Source organism: Pseudomonas sp. NPDC089918 (genome assembly GCF_050280605.1).
GTDB lineage: Bacteria > Pseudomonadota > Gammaproteobacteria > Pseudomonadales > Pseudomonadaceae > Aquipseudomonas.
Map to the genome: position 1 here is coordinate 35,626 of NZ_JBNNVP010000028.1, position 14,209 is coordinate 49,834.

General features: G+C 60.5%; 15 protein-coding genes. 8 read left to right on the forward strand and 7 right to left on the reverse strand.

Annotated features, from left to right (window positions below; genetic code table 11):
• Nucleotides 1-50 precede the first annotated feature (50 nt).
• Nucleotides 51-725: a DNA-3-methyladenine glycosylase I gene (locus ACQKPC_RS19630; protein ID WP_063342855.1), complete on the forward strand. Its 675-nt coding sequence runs from the start codon at nucleotides 51-53 to the stop codon at nucleotides 723-725.
• Nucleotides 726-824: 99 nt separating this feature from the next.
• On the opposite strand, the gene ACQKPC_RS19635 is transcribed toward ACQKPC_RS19630, so the two are convergent.
• Genes ACQKPC_RS19635 through arsC form a run of 3 tightly spaced genes read right to left on the reverse strand, consistent with a single transcriptional unit; the run spans nucleotide 825 to nucleotide 2,198 of the window.
• Nucleotides 825-1,250 carry a DUF2069 domain-containing protein gene (locus tag ACQKPC_RS19635; RefSeq protein ID WP_008074979.1) on the reverse strand — a complete coding sequence of 142 codons (426 nt, stop codon included), beginning with the start codon at nucleotides 1,248-1,250 and terminating at the stop codon, nucleotides 825-827.
• 1 nt (nucleotide 1,251) lies between these two features.
• Nucleotides 1,252-1,848, reverse strand: coding sequence for an NAD(P)H:quinone oxidoreductase (gene wrbA / locus ACQKPC_RS19640; protein WP_008011647.1), 597 nt, complete (start codon nucleotides 1,846-1,848; stop codon nucleotides 1,252-1,254).
• The gene (gene arsC, locus ACQKPC_RS19645) at nucleotides 1,845-2,198 is read right to left on the reverse strand and encodes an arsenate reductase (glutaredoxin) (protein ID WP_427625965.1); all 354 of its coding nucleotides are present in this window, start codon (nucleotides 2,196-2,198) and stop codon (nucleotides 1,845-1,847) included. Before arsC ends, wrbA begins: the two co-directional genes overlap by 4 nt.
• A gap of 114 nt (nucleotides 2,199-2,312) precedes the next feature.
• Here arsC and ACQKPC_RS19650 point away from each other — a divergent pair, with 114 nt between their 5' ends.
• Nucleotides 2,313-2,780 carry a TlpA family protein disulfide reductase gene (locus ACQKPC_RS19650; RefSeq protein ID WP_427625966.1) on the forward strand — a complete coding sequence of 156 codons (468 nt, stop codon included), beginning with the start codon at nucleotides 2,313-2,315 and terminating at the stop codon, nucleotides 2,778-2,780.
• 175 nt (nucleotides 2,781-2,955) lie between these two features.
• Here ACQKPC_RS19650 and ACQKPC_RS19655 read toward each other — a convergent pair whose 3' ends face one another.
• The gene (locus tag ACQKPC_RS19655) at nucleotides 2,956-3,360 is read right to left on the reverse strand and encodes an META domain-containing protein (protein WP_008074973.1); all 405 of its coding nucleotides are present in this window, start codon (nucleotides 3,358-3,360) and stop codon (nucleotides 2,956-2,958) included.
• Nucleotides 3,360-3,794, reverse strand: a complete 435-nt coding sequence (locus ACQKPC_RS19660) for a hypothetical protein (protein WP_008074971.1) — start codon at nucleotides 3,792-3,794, stop codon at nucleotides 3,360-3,362. The genes ACQKPC_RS19655 and ACQKPC_RS19660 overlap by 1 nt, the downstream gene beginning before the upstream one ends.
• Before the next feature lie 134 nt (nucleotides 3,795-3,928).
• Between ACQKPC_RS19660 and ACQKPC_RS19665 the strand changes: the two genes are divergently transcribed.
• The gene (locus tag ACQKPC_RS19665) at nucleotides 3,929-4,315 is read left to right on the forward strand and encodes a hypothetical protein (RefSeq protein WP_427625967.1); all 387 of its coding nucleotides are present in this window, start codon (nucleotides 3,929-3,931) and stop codon (nucleotides 4,313-4,315) included.
• A 4-nt stretch (nucleotides 4,316-4,319) separates the two neighbouring features.
• Here the strand turns inward: ACQKPC_RS19665 and ACQKPC_RS19670 are convergent, their stop codons facing one another.
• A complete protein-coding gene (locus tag ACQKPC_RS19670; RefSeq protein ID WP_427625968.1) occupies nucleotides 4,320-5,309 on the reverse strand; it encodes a 2-hydroxyacid dehydrogenase in 990 nt (329 codons plus the stop codon).
• A 105-nt stretch (nucleotides 5,310-5,414) separates the two neighbouring features.
• Complete coding sequence (locus ACQKPC_RS19675) at nucleotides 5,415-8,165, reverse strand: response regulator (protein ID WP_427625969.1); 2,751 nt, start codon at nucleotides 8,163-8,165, stop codon at nucleotides 5,415-5,417.
• A 214-nt stretch (nucleotides 8,166-8,379) separates the two neighbouring features.
• Between ACQKPC_RS19675 and ACQKPC_RS19680 the strand changes: the two genes are divergently transcribed.
• From ACQKPC_RS19680 to rlmD, 5 genes are all read left to right on the forward strand, one after another.
• Nucleotides 8,380-9,102 (forward strand): response regulator transcription factor, encoded by a 723-nt coding sequence (locus ACQKPC_RS19680; protein WP_427625970.1) that lies wholly within the window; start codon nucleotides 8,380-8,382, stop codon nucleotides 9,100-9,102.
• Entirely contained in the window at nucleotides 9,089-10,519 is a 1,431-nt protein-coding gene (locus tag ACQKPC_RS19685) for a histidine kinase sensor domain-containing protein (RefSeq protein WP_427625971.1), read from the forward strand. Before ACQKPC_RS19680 ends, ACQKPC_RS19685 begins: the two co-directional genes overlap by 14 nt.
• A 183-nt stretch (nucleotides 10,520-10,702) precedes the next feature.
• A complete protein-coding gene (locus tag ACQKPC_RS19690) occupies nucleotides 10,703-11,719 on the forward strand; it encodes a PDDEXK nuclease domain-containing protein (RefSeq protein WP_427625972.1) in 1,017 nt (338 codons plus the stop codon).
• Between the two features lie 107 nt (nucleotides 11,720-11,826).
• A complete protein-coding gene (gene cysM, locus ACQKPC_RS19695; protein ID WP_007899067.1) occupies nucleotides 11,827-12,729 on the forward strand; it encodes a cysteine synthase CysM in 903 nt (300 codons plus the stop codon).
• Nucleotides 12,729-14,081, forward strand: coding sequence for a 23S rRNA (uracil(1939)-C(5))-methyltransferase RlmD (gene rlmD, locus ACQKPC_RS19700; RefSeq protein WP_427625973.1), 1,353 nt, complete (start codon nucleotides 12,729-12,731; stop codon nucleotides 14,079-14,081). Before cysM ends, rlmD begins: the two co-directional genes overlap by 1 nt.
• The last annotated feature ends 128 nt before the right edge of the window (nucleotides 14,082-14,209 follow it).

The window sequence follows — 14,209 nt, forward strand, 5'->3', positions numbered from 1 at the left end:
AGCAGGCTGGCTCCCACATGAGTCTATTCACTTACTCATCAGGAAAGGGCATGCGCGATTACAAGTGGCTGCACGAATACTGCTTGAACCGCTTCGGTTCGGCGGCTGAACTGGAAGCCCATCTGCCCGTTCCCAAGACCCCGGCGCAATTGCGCAAGATCAGTGACGACCGCTACCTCTCGACCATGGCGTTGCGGGTATTCCGCGCCGGGCTCAAACACAGCCTGGTGGATGCCAAGTGGCCGGCGTTCGAAGAAGTGTTCTTCAAGTTCGATCCGGAAAAAGTCGTGCTGATGAGCGCCGAACATCTGGAGCGCTTGATGCAGGACGCGCGGATCATCCGCCACTTGGGCAAGCTCAAGAGCGTGCCGCGCAATGCACAGTTCATTCTGGACGTGGCCCATGAGAAGGGCAGTTTTGGCGCTTTGATCGCCGAATGGCCGGTGACCGACATCGTCGGGTTATGGACCTATCTGAAAAAACACGGGCATCAGTTGGGCGGGTTATCGGCACCGCGATTTTTGCGGATGGTGGGCAAGGACACGTTCGTGCCGAGCTACGACGTGGTAGCAGCGCTGAGTGCGCAGAAGATCGTCGACAAGGTCCCGACTAGTCTGAGGGACATGGCCACAGTGCAGAATGCGTTCAACCAGTGGCACGAAGAGAGCGGTGGGCGGCCGATGAGCCAGATTTCGATGATGCTGGCGTACACGGTGAATCATTGAGACCGAGTTGCCCGCATCGCGAGCAGGCTCGCTCCCACATTGGATTAGCGTCGTTCATAAATCCCCTGTGGGAGCGAGCCTGCTCGCGATAGCGGTGTATCAGGCGACGGAGGTTTCGCCTTCACCCGCCAACTTGCGGTTCAACTGAAACCGCCACCGCACATACAACATTGCCGAGCAGAACACTGCCAGGCTCGCGCCCATCTCCAGTAAACCGAACAGCTGGCGGTTCGGGTCATACGCGGCCAATGCGCCTTTCATGAAATACAGGTTCACCACAAAACACATCCACGAATGCCCGCGGGCGCTGCCGACGATCATCCCCGGCGCCAGCAACAGCAGCGGCACCAGTTCGATCAGCAGAATCACCCACGGCCGCGCGCCATGCAGGTCGGCGAATATCAGGTAGTAGATGCACAGCAGTCCCACCAGGCCGAAAAAGCACAGCAGGCTGATAACGCGCATCGCCCGTACTCGCGGTTCGAGCCATTCGATGGAAGGCAGAATCTTCGGCTTTTTGGCCATCTCAGCTCACCAACTTTTGCGCAGTCTTCGCCAACCGCAGGCCCAAGGCGCGGCACAGCGCAACTTCGTGTTCATTCAAACCGCTTTTGCCATCGGCCCCGGCGTGATGGCTGGCGCCATAAGGCGTGCCGCCACCGCGGGTTTCCAGCAGCGCCGACTCGCTGTAAGGCAGGCCGGTGATCAGCATGCCGTGGTGCAGCAACGGCAACATCATCGACAGCAGCGTGGTTTCCTGGCCGCCGTGCAGGCTCGCGGTGGAGGTGAAGACCCCGGCCGGTTTGCCCACCAGGGCGCCGGTCAGCCACAGATTGCTGGTGCCATCGAGAAAGTACTTCAAAGGTGCGGCCATGTTGCCGAAGCGGGTCGGGCTGCCGAGGGCCAGGCCGGCGCAGTTTTTCAGGTCGTCGAGGCTGGCGTACAGCGCGCCTTCATCGGGAATGTCCGGCGACACGGCTTCGCATTCGGTGGAGATCGCCGGCACGGTGCGCAGGCGCGCTTCCATACCGGATTGCTCGACACCACGGGCAATTTGCCGGGCCATTTCATTGGTCGAGCCACTGCGGCTGTAATACAGCACCAGAATGTACGGCGCACTCACGGCAGCAACTCCAGCACATTCTCCGGCGGGCGGCCGATGATGGCTTTGTCGCCGACTTCGAGAATCGGCCGCTCCATGAGTTTCGGGTGCGCGGCGATGGCGGCGATCAATTGCGCCTCGCCGAGGGTGCTGTCGGCCAGGTTGAGGGTTTTGTACTCGTCCTCGCCGGTGCGCAGCAATTGCCGGGCGCTGATACCAAGCTTGCTCAGCAGGCTCTGGATTTGCGCGGCGTCCAGCGGGGTTTCCAGGTAGCGGACCACAGTTGGGGCCAGGCCACGGGTTTCGAGCAGTTCGAGCGCACCGCGGGATTTCGAGCAGCGCGGGTTGTGATAAAGCGTCAGATCGGTCATGTGCGGGTCGCATCTTGCGTAAGGTGGCGGCTATTCTAACTGGGCGGCGCGTAATCCAGAACCTTGGGAGGCGATGGGTCGCAGGTGCATTCCATTTTTGACAAGGATCGAGACATGACAAGGCGACTGGCAGCGGCATTGGCGATCATGGGGGCGTTATTGCTGGGGGGCTGCGGCAACGACTATGGCACCGACCAAAATGGCCATAAAGTTGCCGCTGAACGTCTGGACAAACAATGGCTGGTGCTCAATTACTGGGCCGAATGGTGTGGCCCGTGTCGTACCGAGATTCCCGAGTTGAACGTGCTGGCCGAGCAGCTCAAGAGCAAGAAGATCGGTGTGTTCGGGGTCAACTTCGACAATGTGCAGGGCGAAGAGCTGAAAAGTGCCAGCGAGAAACTGGGGATCGCCTTCACCGTGCTGGCCCAGGACCCGGCCGACCTTTTCGAATTACCGCGCAGTGAAGCGTTGCCGGTGACTTACATCATTGATGACAAGGGCAAGGTGCGGGAACAGTTGATGGGGGAGCAAACGGCGGCGGGGGTGATGGCGAAGCTTGAGGCGTTGCAGGCTAAAAATTGAGTTGTTGTTTAGAAAAAGATCGCAGCCTTCGGCAGCTCCTGCAGGTGTTCGGCAATGATCGTTCCCACGCTCTGCGTGGGAACGCCGCCCGGGACGCAGAGCGTCCCTGTGACGCAGAGCGTCACTAGATGCATTCCCACGCAGAGCGTGGGAATGATCGGACAACCGAGGGTTATCAACCCTCTTCAAGCCACCAACGCAGTGGTTTGCCTTGCGCCGGCCAGAAGCGCATCTGGTCGATCGGTGAAACGTCCCAGCGCTGGACGTTTTCCAGCGCCTGCAGGAAGCGTTTTTCCTGCTCCATCAACGCTGGCGCACACATTTTGCGGGTGCTGCCGATCTTGCCGAAGCTCAGCTTGTCGCCTTGCAGGGTATACGGCGCGAACCAGTGATTGCAGCCGCCATTACCGTAGGCCCGACCATCTTCATCGAGGGTGATGGTCAGATGGCTGTAGTCCATCAGCGGACGCTCGCCGATCCATTCCAGAATGTAGCTGCGGTTGTGTTGCAGTTGCACCGGTTCGGCGGCGCAGCCCAACAGGCTGGCGCCGGCCATGGCGGTTAGAGCAAGGCGCTTCATCACGCAGGCTCCTGGCACTTCTTGCACAGGTGCTTGTCACCGACGGTGGCCCAGCCCAACTCGGCAATCCGTGCAGTGGCAGCCGGTTTTTCCGCCTTGTTGCCCAGCTTGGCGTCGACCGCGAACTCAAAGCTCAGCTCTTTGGCGCAGCTGTCGCAGTTGACATTCCAGGTGTGAATCGCCAGTTCGCCGAACACCGGACCACTGGCCACCGCGACCCATTGGCCCGGCGGGTTGATCAAGTGGCGAACCGTTTCGACGGTCAGGCGCATGGACAAGTCCTTGCTGCCTTTTAGGGTCACTACCAGCACATCGTTATTACGAATCGAGCCGCCGTTGCCGGTGACTTGATAACGCCCCGGCACAAGGGCGCGGCATTCGGTGAGGGTGTGTTGCGGGTTCATCAGGCTGTAGCGGAAATCGTGTTCGACCATGGGTCCTCCAAATATGCGCGATATGCTAGCACGGGCATGAACGCAGCATGGCGCGGGCATGTAACCTTCGATCTGGTTCAAATGACCTGCCGAGTCATGGCACAATGCCGCTTTTGCATCTCTAAGGAACGGAAATGGCGTTGATCGAATGTTTTGAGTGCAAGCAACGCATCAGCTCCACGGCGCCTGCTTGTATTCATTGCGGTGCACCTGCGGTGGCAGAAGCGGCTACATCGACGCCTGCGCAGGCGCCTCTTTCTTTCGGGCGCTTACCGACCAATGAGAACGTACCCAGGGTGACCCCGGCCGCTTTCGGGCGCAAACGTAAGGTTGAAGTCGAGGCCGAGATCCCGGCGCCGGCACCCGGCGGGCCGCGTCCGGTGGAGCTCTGGCTGAAACTGATGATTTTCTTTCTGCCGCCGTTTTTTGTCTGGTTCCTGCTGCGTCGCGGGCATTCGCTGGGGCAGCGCTTGCTGGGCTTCGGCTGGCTGGCCCTGATGATCCTTATGTCCAAGGCCTGAGCGATCAGCTCTCGACCTGATTCTGTGGCGAACCGGCCGCCCAGGCCGCGATGTTCTGCAGGGTGGTTGCGGCAATCGCGCCCAGGGCTTCGCGCGTGAGGAAGGCTTGGTGCGCGGTGATGATTACATTCGGAAAGGTCAGCAGGCGCGCCAGCACATCGTCCTGCAGCGGCAAGTCGGAGCGATCCTCGAAGAACAGCTGCGCCTCCTCTTCATAAACATCCAGCCCCAGATAGCCCAATTGGCCGTCCTTCAACGCGTCGATCAGCGCCGGGGTGTCCACCAGACCGCCACGCCCGGTATTGATCAGCATTGCACCGGGCTGCATGTGCGCCAGTGATTCGCTGTTGATCAAGTGTTTGCTCTGTTCGTTGAGCGGGCAATGCAGGCTGATGATCTGCGACTCGGCCAGCAATTGCGGCAAGCTGAGGTAGCGCGCGCCGAGCGCTTCGACCTGCGGGTTCGGGTAAGGATCACAGGCCAGCAACCGGCAGCCGAAGCCGTTCATGATTTTCGCGAAGGTCGCGCCGATCTGCCCGGTGCCGACTACGCCGACGGTCTTGCCCACGAGATCGAAACCGGTCAGCCCGTGCAAGCTGAAATCCCCCTCGCGAGTACGGTTGTAGGCACGGTGCAGTCGGCGGTTGAGCGCCAGAATCAGCGCCACCGCGTGTTCGGCCACCGCGTGAGGCGAGTAGGCCGGAACCCGCACAATCGCCAACCCCAGGCGCTTCGCTACCGCCAGATCGACATGGTTGTAACCGGCCGAGCGCAGGGCGATCAGGTGTGTGCCACCCGCGGCCAGACGTTCGAGTACCGGAGCACTGAGGTCATCATTGATAAAGGCGCAGACCACTTCGTGATGCTCCGCCAGCGCCACTGTATCGAGGCTCAGTCGTGCCGGCTGGAAATGCAGCTCGATGCCGGCGGGCAGGTCTGCGCTCAGAAAACTGTCGCGGTCGTAGGTCTGGCTGCTGAAAAGAATCGTGCGCATGCTGTCCTCCTGGAAGTTACCTGTAGCAACTGGCGAAGCCTGCGTTCGGCAGTTGCTACAGGCCTTGAGCTTAGCCTTCAAGGCGCCCAGCGTTATTGCGCTGCATCAGGCATTGATACGCGCATGGGCCGCCAGGCGATTGATGGCTCGTTCGAGTTCTTCCAGCGCGCCGGGGGCTTTCGGGTCCTGTTGCTTGAGCAGGGTTTCACTGCGCTGGCAGGCGGCGCGCAATTGCGGGACGCCGCAATAACGGGTCGCCCCATGCAGGCGATGGACTCGCTCAATCAGCGCGTTCTGGTCATTGGCTTCACGGGCGACGCGGATGGCCTCGCGGTCGGCTTCCAGGGAAGCCAGCAGCATTGCCAGCATGTCCGCCGCCAGATCGGCCTTGCCCGCCGCCAGGCGTAGGCCTTCGTCGTGATCAAGCACCTGCAAGTCATTATCGTTGTTGCCTTCGCTGGAGCGCTCCGGCCCCAGATTGCGCAACGCCAGGCCGGTCCATTTCAACACCACCTGCGCCAGTTGCCGTTCGCTGATGGGTTTGGTCAGGTAGTCATCCATGCCGCTTTGCAGCAACGCGCGTTTTTCGTTGGCCATCGCGTGGGCAGTGAGGGCGACGATCGGCAGTGGTGTGCAATGCCGTTCGCTTTCCCACTGACGAATGGCTTCGGTGCTTTGGCGGCCATCCATGCCGGGCATCTGGACGTCCATCAGCACCAGGTCAAAGGTCTCGTTCTGTACGGCCTTGACCGCGGCGTAACCGCTTTCCACCGCGAGCACCTTGGCGCCCATGTCTTCGAGCAGGGTTTGCACCAACAGCAGGTTGGCCGGGTTGTCATCGACGCAAAGGACCTTCGGTGCGCGACTCGAAAGCGGCTCGCCGGGGTCGCTGCGCTGCTGGCGAGGGTTGACCATGTCGGACAGGGCCCGACGCAGTTTGCGCGTGCAGGCCGGTTTGGACTGCAGTTGGCTGTGGGGGTTGGGCACCGAGAGGTGGAACAGCGTCAGTTCGGTGGTCGGGCACAACACCAACACTCTGCAGCCCAGGTGTTCGAGGTCCCAGATATGCTGGTTGAGGCGCTCCGGCGGCATGTCGTTGCTGGTGATTCCGAGCACTGCCAGGCCGATGGCCTGATCGGTCTGATGGGCACCGGTCACGCCATTGGCCAGGCTTTCGAGGGTGTTGAACGGCGTGACTGTCAGGCCGCAGTCTTCCAGTTGATGCTGCAAGGCCTGACGGGCCAGCTCATGATTTTCCAGAACCGCCACCCGCTGTCCGAGCAAGGGTGGGCCGGGCAGATCCTCGGCGTCGTCGCGGGTTTTGGGCAGGCTCAGGCTGATCCAGAATTCCGAGCCTTCGCCCGGTGTGCTGTCGACGCCGATTTCGCCACCCATCTGTTCGATCAGCCGTTTGGAAATCACCAGCCCCAGGCCGGTGCCGCCAGGTTGCCGGGACAGCGAATTATCGGCCTGGCTGAAGGCCTGGAACAAGGCGCGCACGTCCTGATTCGACAGGCCAATGCCGGTGTCCTGAATGCTGATGCGCAATTGCACGCTGTCTTCATACTCTTCTTCAAGCATGGCTCGGGCGACGATGGTGCCTTCGCGGGTGAACTTGATCGCGTTGCTCACAAGGTTGGTGAGAATCTGCTTGAGTCGCAGCGGATCGCCCACCAGCGACAGCGGTGTATCGCGATAAACCAGGCTCACCAGCTCAAGCTCTTTGGCATGGGCGGCCGGGGCGAGGATGGTCAAGGTGTCTTGCAGCAGGTCGCGCAGGTTGAATGGAATATGGTCGAGCACCAGTTTGCCGGCCTCGATTTTCGAGAAGTCGAGAATTTCGTTGATGATCCCCAGCAGGCTGTCTGCGGATTTTTCGATGGTGCCCAGGTAATCGAGCTGGCGCGGGGTCAATTCACTTTTTTGCAGCAAATGGGTGAAGCCGAGAATGCCGTTGAGCGGCGTGCGGATTTCATGGCTCATGTTGGCCAGGAACTCGGACTTGATCCGGCTCGCCTCCAGGGCTTCCTTGCGCGCAAGGTCCAGCTCGATGTTCTGGATCTCGATGGTTTCCAGGTTCTGACGCACGTCTTCGGTAGCTTGGTCGACGCTGTTTTGCAATTCTTCCTGAGCGTTCTGCAGGGTTCCGGCCATTCGGTTGATGCCGGACGCCAGTTCATCCAGCTCCTGGCTGCCGAGGGGCGGCAGGCGGGTTTCCAGGTGACCGTCCTTGAGCTGTGCCACGGCTTGTTGGATCTGGCTCAATGGCCGGTTGATGGTCCGGCCCATGCGCAACGCCAATAGCGCCGCACCGACCAGGCCACCGCCGATCAGCAGCAGGCTGGCGAACAGACTGCGGTAACCGCGCAGCAACATGCCACTGTGCGACAGTTCGAGTTCGACCCAGCCCAGCAGACGGTCGGCTTCATCGGGGATCAGGTCGCCGGCCAGGTTGCGATGCTTGCCGAACACTGGCAGCAGGTAGCGCGTGGCGTCATTGCCACTGCGGCGCAACATCTGTGAACCGTTGCCCAAAGGCGCCGAATTGAGCATGGTCGGGCCGGCATGGGCCAGTGTCGTGCGGTCGGGGGCGAGGAACGTCACCGCGCGCACGTCGGCTTGTTCCAGGAACTGGGTGGCGATGCGTTCCAGCAGGTCGTTGTCTTTGCGACCCATGGCCGGGGCCACCAGCGGTGCCAGCTGTTCGGCAATCATTTCGCCGCGCTGCATGAGTTGCGATTGCAGGTCCGATTGCTGCATCCAGGTGAAATAGCCGCCCAGAACCAGCGCCATCAGGGTGGTCGGTAACAGGGTCAGCAACAGCACGCGGCCTTTAATTCCCAGTTTCTTGAGCACGCATCTCTCCCGCATCCAGCTGTTTATTGACCTGCACATGCGTCCGGCACGCGCCACCTGCGCAGTGTAGCGATTTGCATGCGGGCAATCCTCGTAAAATTGATGTCGTCATTCGTCGGCCAGTTCCGCGCTTTGGTCTTGGGAGCAAACCATGGGTTGCCCCTGGCGAGGCGATCTTGAATAATCGGCAACTGAGAATTATTTGCAGATACTCATGACTCCCATCTCTGTTGTTCCCCCCCGCGTCCTCTCCATCGAAGACGATCTGGTGCTCGGCGCTTATGTCCATGAGCATCTGGGGCGCTGTGGTTTTCAGGTGACCTGGTGTCAGAACGGCCAGGAAGGGTTGGCCATTGCGCGCCGGCAAGCCTTTGATGTGGTGTTGATGGATATTCTGCTGCCGGGGCTGGATGGCCTGGCGGTGCTGACCCAACTGCGCCAGAGCCATTCCACACCGGTGGTGCTGATGTCGGCGCTGGGGGCGGAGGCGGATCGCATCAGTGGCTTTCGCCTCGGCGCCGACGATTACCTGCCCAAACCGTTCAGCATGGCCGAGCTGCGGGTGCGCATCGAGGCGATCCTGCGGCGGGTGGCGCTTGACCGGCGACCGGCGCCGGCACCGATTGCCCCGGCGATGGACAACCTGCGTTTCGACGATGAACGGTGCGAGGTCTTTTGGGGCGAACACGCGGCCGGCCTGACTCGCAGCGAATATCGGTTGCTGGATACATTGAATCGCAACGGTGATGAAGTACTGAGCAAGGCGTTCCTTTATCAGCAGGTACTGCAGCGCGGTTATGCGCCCCATGACCGCAGCCTCGACATGCACATCAGCCAGATTCGCCGCAAGCTCAAGGCCATCGGCTACACCGAGCGTGAAGTGCGTACTGTCTGGGGCAAGGGGTACGTATTGAGCGCGGCCGATGAAATGGTCTGACGTGCCGGGCAAGCATTCACTGTTCTGGAAACTGGCTTGTTTGTTGGTGGCGTTCTGTCTGCTGATGATCTGGTTGAGCTGGTCCTGGGGCCGCTACATGGAGAAGAAAAACCTGTTCCTGTCCGACGAGGCCCGGGGCACCCTGACGCGCTACGCCGCCGAGGCGGAGCGGGCCTGGAACGAGCAGCAGAGTGCAGGCATTGATGCCTGGTTGCAGCGTGTCGGCGAGCACGAGTCGACCTGGGTCGGCGTCATCGGCGGCGACTTGCAATCCCTGAGCAGTTCCCCGTTGGCAAACCAGGAAATCCAGCGCCTGACCTTTTTGCGCGGTCTGGATTGGCCGGTGAGTCGGCGCCACCAGGGCCTGCCGTGGCTGAAGATCCCGTTTCCCAATGACCCGTCTGTGGGCAGCCTGGTGATCGAGTTGCCTCAGCGTTTTATGCCAGGACGCTACCGGGTGTTTTGGCGGGTGATCACTAATGGGGTGATTCCCGGGCTGTTCACGCTGCTGCTGTGCGTGGGGCTGTATCGATTGCTGGTCGTCCCGCTGAACAGCCTGCGCGAACAAGCCAATGCCTGGCGCGCCGACCAACTGACTGTGCGTTTATCGAGTCGCACCACCAATCGCTCGGATGAATTGGGTGAACTGGGCCGGGCCTTCGATCACATGGCCGAGCGCCTGCAAAGCACAGTGGCTCTGCAACAACAATTGCTGCGCGACCTGTCCCACGAATTGCGCACGCCACTGAGCCGGCTGCGGGTGGCCAGCGAAAGCGAGCAAGACCTGGGGCAATTGCGCGAACGCATTGGCCGGGAAGTCGACGGCATGCAGCGTCTGGTCGAGGACGCCCTGCAACTGGCCTGGCTCGACACCGAGCGCGCGCCGTTGCCCGATGAAGCGATCCAGGTCCAGGCCTTGTGGGAAATGCTCACGGAAAACGCCTGCTATGAAAGTGGCTGGCCGGCGCGTCAGTTGCACTGTGCCGTGGATGCATCCTGCTGGGTGCGCGGCCATCTCAATACCCTGGCCCAGGCGCTGGAAAACATTCTGCGCAACGCCATTCGTCATTCACCTGAGGGCGGTGTCGTGACGCTCGGTGGTCGGCGCGATGGCGACTTCTGGCACTTGTGGCTGGAGGACGAGGGCGGTGGAGTGGCGGACGAGGATCTTGAACGGATCTTCTCGCCGTTCATCCGGCTTGATGGATCGCGACCGGGGGATGGTGGGTTCGGGTTGGGGTTGAGCATTGCGAGGAATGCGGTGCTGCGGCAGGGTGGGCATCTATGGGCGGAAAACAGCGGGGCAGGGTTGCGGCTGAATATGCGTTTAGTAGCTGATGATGGTGGTGCCTGTCAGACCGCTTTCGCGAGCAAGCCCGCTCCCACATTGGAAATGTGTCAAGCAAACAATATGTGATCAACCCCGATCAAATGTGGGAGCGGGCTTGCTCGCGAAGAGGCCCTCCCAGCCACCACCGCGCTGATCATGCCGGAGCGTTCCCGTTTATGTGTACGACCTTTCCTAAAGGGTATTGCCGACACCTTATGCCTGATTCGACGGAATAGACTCGCGTTTTTCCTCGTCCTCAAGGAGTTCGGCATGAATGCATCCAGCGTCCCCGCAACCGACGACCGCTTCAATGAAGTGCTTGCGCTGATTCAAAGTGCCAAACAGCAAGCCATGCAGGCGGTGAATACCCAGCTGATTGAGCTGTATTGGCAGGTGGGTGCTTACATCAGTCGCAAGCTGGAAAAAGCCGAATGGGGCGATTCTGTGGTCAGTCAATTGGCTGAGCATCTGGCCCAGACTCAACCAGGGTTACGTGGTTTTACTCGCCCCAATCTGTTCCGCATGCGTCAGTTCTACGAGACTTACCGGGGTGACGAGAAAGTCTCACCGCTGGTGAGACAAATACCCTGGACCCATAATCTGGTCATCTTCAGTCAGGGCAAACTCCCGGAAGAGCGGGAGTTTTATCTACGAATGGCGGTTCAGGAGAAGTGGTCGAAGCGCGAGTTGGAGCGTCAGTTCAAAACTGCACTGTTCGAGCGTAGCGTGACCCAACCGGTAAAAACCTCCGCAGTGCTAAGACATACTCACCCTGCGGCGCTTGAGATTTTCCGCGATGCCTACATGGTCGAGTTTCTCGATCTGCCCGGCGGCCATGCCGAAACCGATCTGCATAAGGGGCTGCTGGCGCGTCTCAAGGAATTTCTGATCGAACTGGGTCGTGACTTCTGCTTTGTCGGCTCCCAATACCCGCTGCAAGTCGGCGGGCGTGATTTCGCCCTGGATCTGCTGTTCTTCCACCGTGGGCTCAACTGTCTGGTAGCCATTGAGCTCAAGGTCGGTCGGTTTGAGCCGGAGTATTTGGGCAAGCTGGATTTCTATCTGGAAGCGCTGGATCGCAATGAGCGCAAACCCCACGAAAACCCTGCCATTGGTGTGTTGCTTTGTGCCAGCAAGGATGACGAGGTGGTCGAGTACGCCCTTAACCGTAGCCTGTCGCCAGCGTTAATTGCCGAATACCAGACTCGCCTACCGGACAAGCAGTTGTTGCAGGCTAAATTGCATGAGTTTTATGCGCTGGATTTTGAGCAGGAGAAGAGCGGGTAATCTCCCTCTTATTCCCATTCGCCATAAGCCCCTTACTTTGCGTGATATGGCCTGCGCACGTTTGCCGGTATGATAGGCGCCCCCGCAGTCTGGATTGCGAATACGCCATGACCTTGCAGTACCCAACCATCGCCGATTGCGTCGGCAACACTCCGCTGGTCCGTTTGCAGCGCCTGCCTGGCGCCACCAGCAATACCCTTTTGCTCAAGCTCGAAGGGAATAACCCGGCGGGTTCGGTCAAGGACCGTCCGGCGCTGTCGATGATCACCCGCGCCGAATTGCGCGGGCAGATCCACGCTGGCGATACGCTGATCGAAGCGACCTCCGGCAACACCGGGATCGCCCTGGCCATGGCTGCCGCGATCAAGGGTTACAAGATGATCCTGATCATGCCGGACAACTCCAGCGCCGAGCGTAAAGCCGCCATGACGGCCTATGGCGCCGAGCTGATTCTGGTCAGCCAGGAAGAAGGCATGGAAGGCGCTCGCGACCTCGCCCAGCGAATGGAAGCCGAAGGCCGCGGCAAGGTGCTGGATCAGTTCGCCAACGGTGACAACCCCGAGGCGCACTACACCACCACCGGTCCGGAAATCTGGCGCCAGACCGAAGGCACCATCACTCATTTCGTCAGCTCGATGGGCACCACCGGCACCATCATGGGCGTTTCGCGCTACTTGAAAGAGCAGAATGACAACGTGCAGATCATCGGGCTGCAACCGATGGAAGGTTCGGCGATTCCGGGCATCCGTCGCTGGCCGCAGGAATACCTGCCGAAGATCTACCAGGCCGAGCGCGTGGACCGGATCGTCGACATGGCGCAAAGCGAAGCCGAAGACGTGACCCGTCGTCTGGCACGCGAAGAAGGCATCTTTTGCGGTGTGTCTTCGGGCGGTGCCGTGGCGGCGATGCTGCGCCTGTCCAAAGAAGTTGAAAACGCGGTGATCGTCGCGATCATCTGCGACCGTGGCGACCGTTACTTGTCGACCGGCATTTTCGACGCGCCCAACTGATGGCCAGGCAAGAGAGAGGCCTGCGCTTCCAGCCCACAGGCGGCAGCAAGGCCCCGCAAGTCCCGACCGGCAAAAAGCAGCGCTTGACCATTGAGCGCCTGGCCAATGACGGTCGCGGTATCGCGTTTTTCGAAGGTCGCACCTGGTTCGTCATCGGCGCATTGGCCGGTGAAGACGTCGAGGCGCGGGTCTTGGGTGCCCACGGCAAAGTGGTCGAGGCGCGCACCGAGCGCGTGTTCCAGGCCAGTGAATTGCGCCGCCCGGCACCGTGCGCTCATGCCGCTCGCTGCGGCGGTTGCAGCGTGCAGCATTTGCCCCACAACGAACAGCTCGCCCTGAAACAGCGCATGCTCGCCGAGCAATTGTCGCGGGTTGCCGGTGTCGAACCTGAAGAGTGGGTAGCGCCGTTGAGCGGTCCGGAATTCGGCTACCGTCGTCGCGCCCGAGTGGCGGTGCGTTGGGACATGAAAGCGAAAAAACTCGAAGTCGGCTTCCGTGCTGCCGGCAGTCAGGACATCGTCGCCATCAACGAATGCCCGGTGCTGGTACAGCCCTTGCAACCGATCATGACCCGCTTGCCGGAGATGCTGCGGCGCTTGAGCAAACCTCAGGCGCTGGGGCATGTGGAGTTGTTCAGCGGTTCGTCATTGGCGGTATTGCTGCGGCACATGGCGCCGTTGTCCGAAGCCGACATGACCATCCTCAAGGAATTCTGCGCGTTCCATGAAGCCCAGTTGTGGCTGCATGGTGACGGCGAGCCGCAACCGGTCGAGGCCGATCAGTCGCTGGGCTATCGCCTTGAACAGTGGGACTTGAACCTGGCGTATCGGCCGGGAGATTTCATTCAGGTCAACGCCGGGGTCAACGAAGCGATGGTGGCCCAGGCGTTGGCGTGGTTGGCACCGAAATCTGATGAGCGGGTTCTGGACCTGTTTTGTGGGTTGGGCAACTTTGCCTTGCCGCTGGCCAAAACCGTTCGCGAAGTGGTGGCGGTGGAGGGCGTGCAGGCGATGGTCGAGCGTGCCGCCGCGAATGCTGTCAGCAATAATCTGCATAATGCAAAGTTTTTTCAGGCCGATTTATCCCAGCCTTTGGCCGATGCCGAATGGGCCGATGAAGGCTTTTGTGCGGTACTCTTGGACCCACCTCGCGACGGCGCTTTCGAGGTGGTGCGCAAGCTTGCGTCCCTGGGCGCCAAACGATTGGTGTATGTGTCGTGCAACCCTGCAACGCTGGCGCGCGACACAGTCGAATTGATCAAGCAGGGCTACCGGTTAAAACGTGCCGGGATTCTCGATATGTTTCCTCAGACGGCACATGTCGAGGCCATGGCGTTATTTGAAGCGAGCTAGGACGGCTCGTCTGGTCCGACTGACCCGCTCGTGCAAAGCGCATTCGTCTTAGCCCCGCGAGTGCACACGGGTAGCGAAGGTCAGCGATTTGACGCATTGAATCTGCGTCGTAGGGAAGGTAAAGCAAG

Bases quoted from the DNA above. Each gene is read 5' to 3' on its own strand.
- ACQKPC_RS19630 (WP_063342855.1), top strand. From the start codon at position 51: ATGCGCGATTACAAGTGGCTGCACGAATACTGCTTGAACCGCTTCGGT.
- ACQKPC_RS19635 (WP_008074979.1), bottom strand. From the start codon at position 1,250: ATGGCCAAAAAGCCGAAGATTCTGCCTTCCATCGAATGGCTCGAACCG.
- arsC (WP_427625965.1), bottom strand. From the start codon at position 2,198: ATGACCGATCTGACGCTTTATCACAACCCGCGCTGCTCGAAATCCCGC.
- ACQKPC_RS19650 (WP_427625966.1), top strand. From the start codon at position 2,313: ATGACAAGGCGACTGGCAGCGGCATTGGCGATCATGGGGGCGTTATTG.
- ACQKPC_RS19655 (WP_008074973.1), bottom strand. From the start codon at position 3,360: ATGAAGCGCCTTGCTCTAACCGCCATGGCCGGCGCCAGCCTGTTGGGC.
- ACQKPC_RS19660 (WP_008074971.1), bottom strand. From the start codon at position 3,794: ATGGTCGAACACGATTTCCGCTACAGCCTGATGAACCCGCAACACACC.
- ACQKPC_RS19665 (WP_427625967.1), top strand. From the start codon at position 3,929: ATGGCGTTGATCGAATGTTTTGAGTGCAAGCAACGCATCAGCTCCACG.
- ACQKPC_RS19670 (WP_427625968.1), bottom strand. From the start codon at position 5,309: ATGCGCACGATTCTTTTCAGCAGCCAGACCTACGACCGCGACAGTTTT.
- ACQKPC_RS19680 (WP_427625970.1), top strand. From the start codon at position 8,380: ATGACTCCCATCTCTGTTGTTCCCCCCCGCGTCCTCTCCATCGAAGAC.
- ACQKPC_RS19685 (WP_427625971.1), top strand. From the start codon at position 9,089: ATGAAATGGTCTGACGTGCCGGGCAAGCATTCACTGTTCTGGAAACTG.
- ACQKPC_RS19690 (WP_427625972.1), top strand. From the start codon at position 10,703: ATGAATGCATCCAGCGTCCCCGCAACCGACGACCGCTTCAATGAAGTG.
- cysM (WP_007899067.1), top strand. From the start codon at position 11,827: ATGACCTTGCAGTACCCAACCATCGCCGATTGCGTCGGCAACACTCCG.
- rlmD (WP_427625973.1), top strand. From the start codon at position 12,729: ATGGCCAGGCAAGAGAGAGGCCTGCGCTTCCAGCCCACAGGCGGCAGC.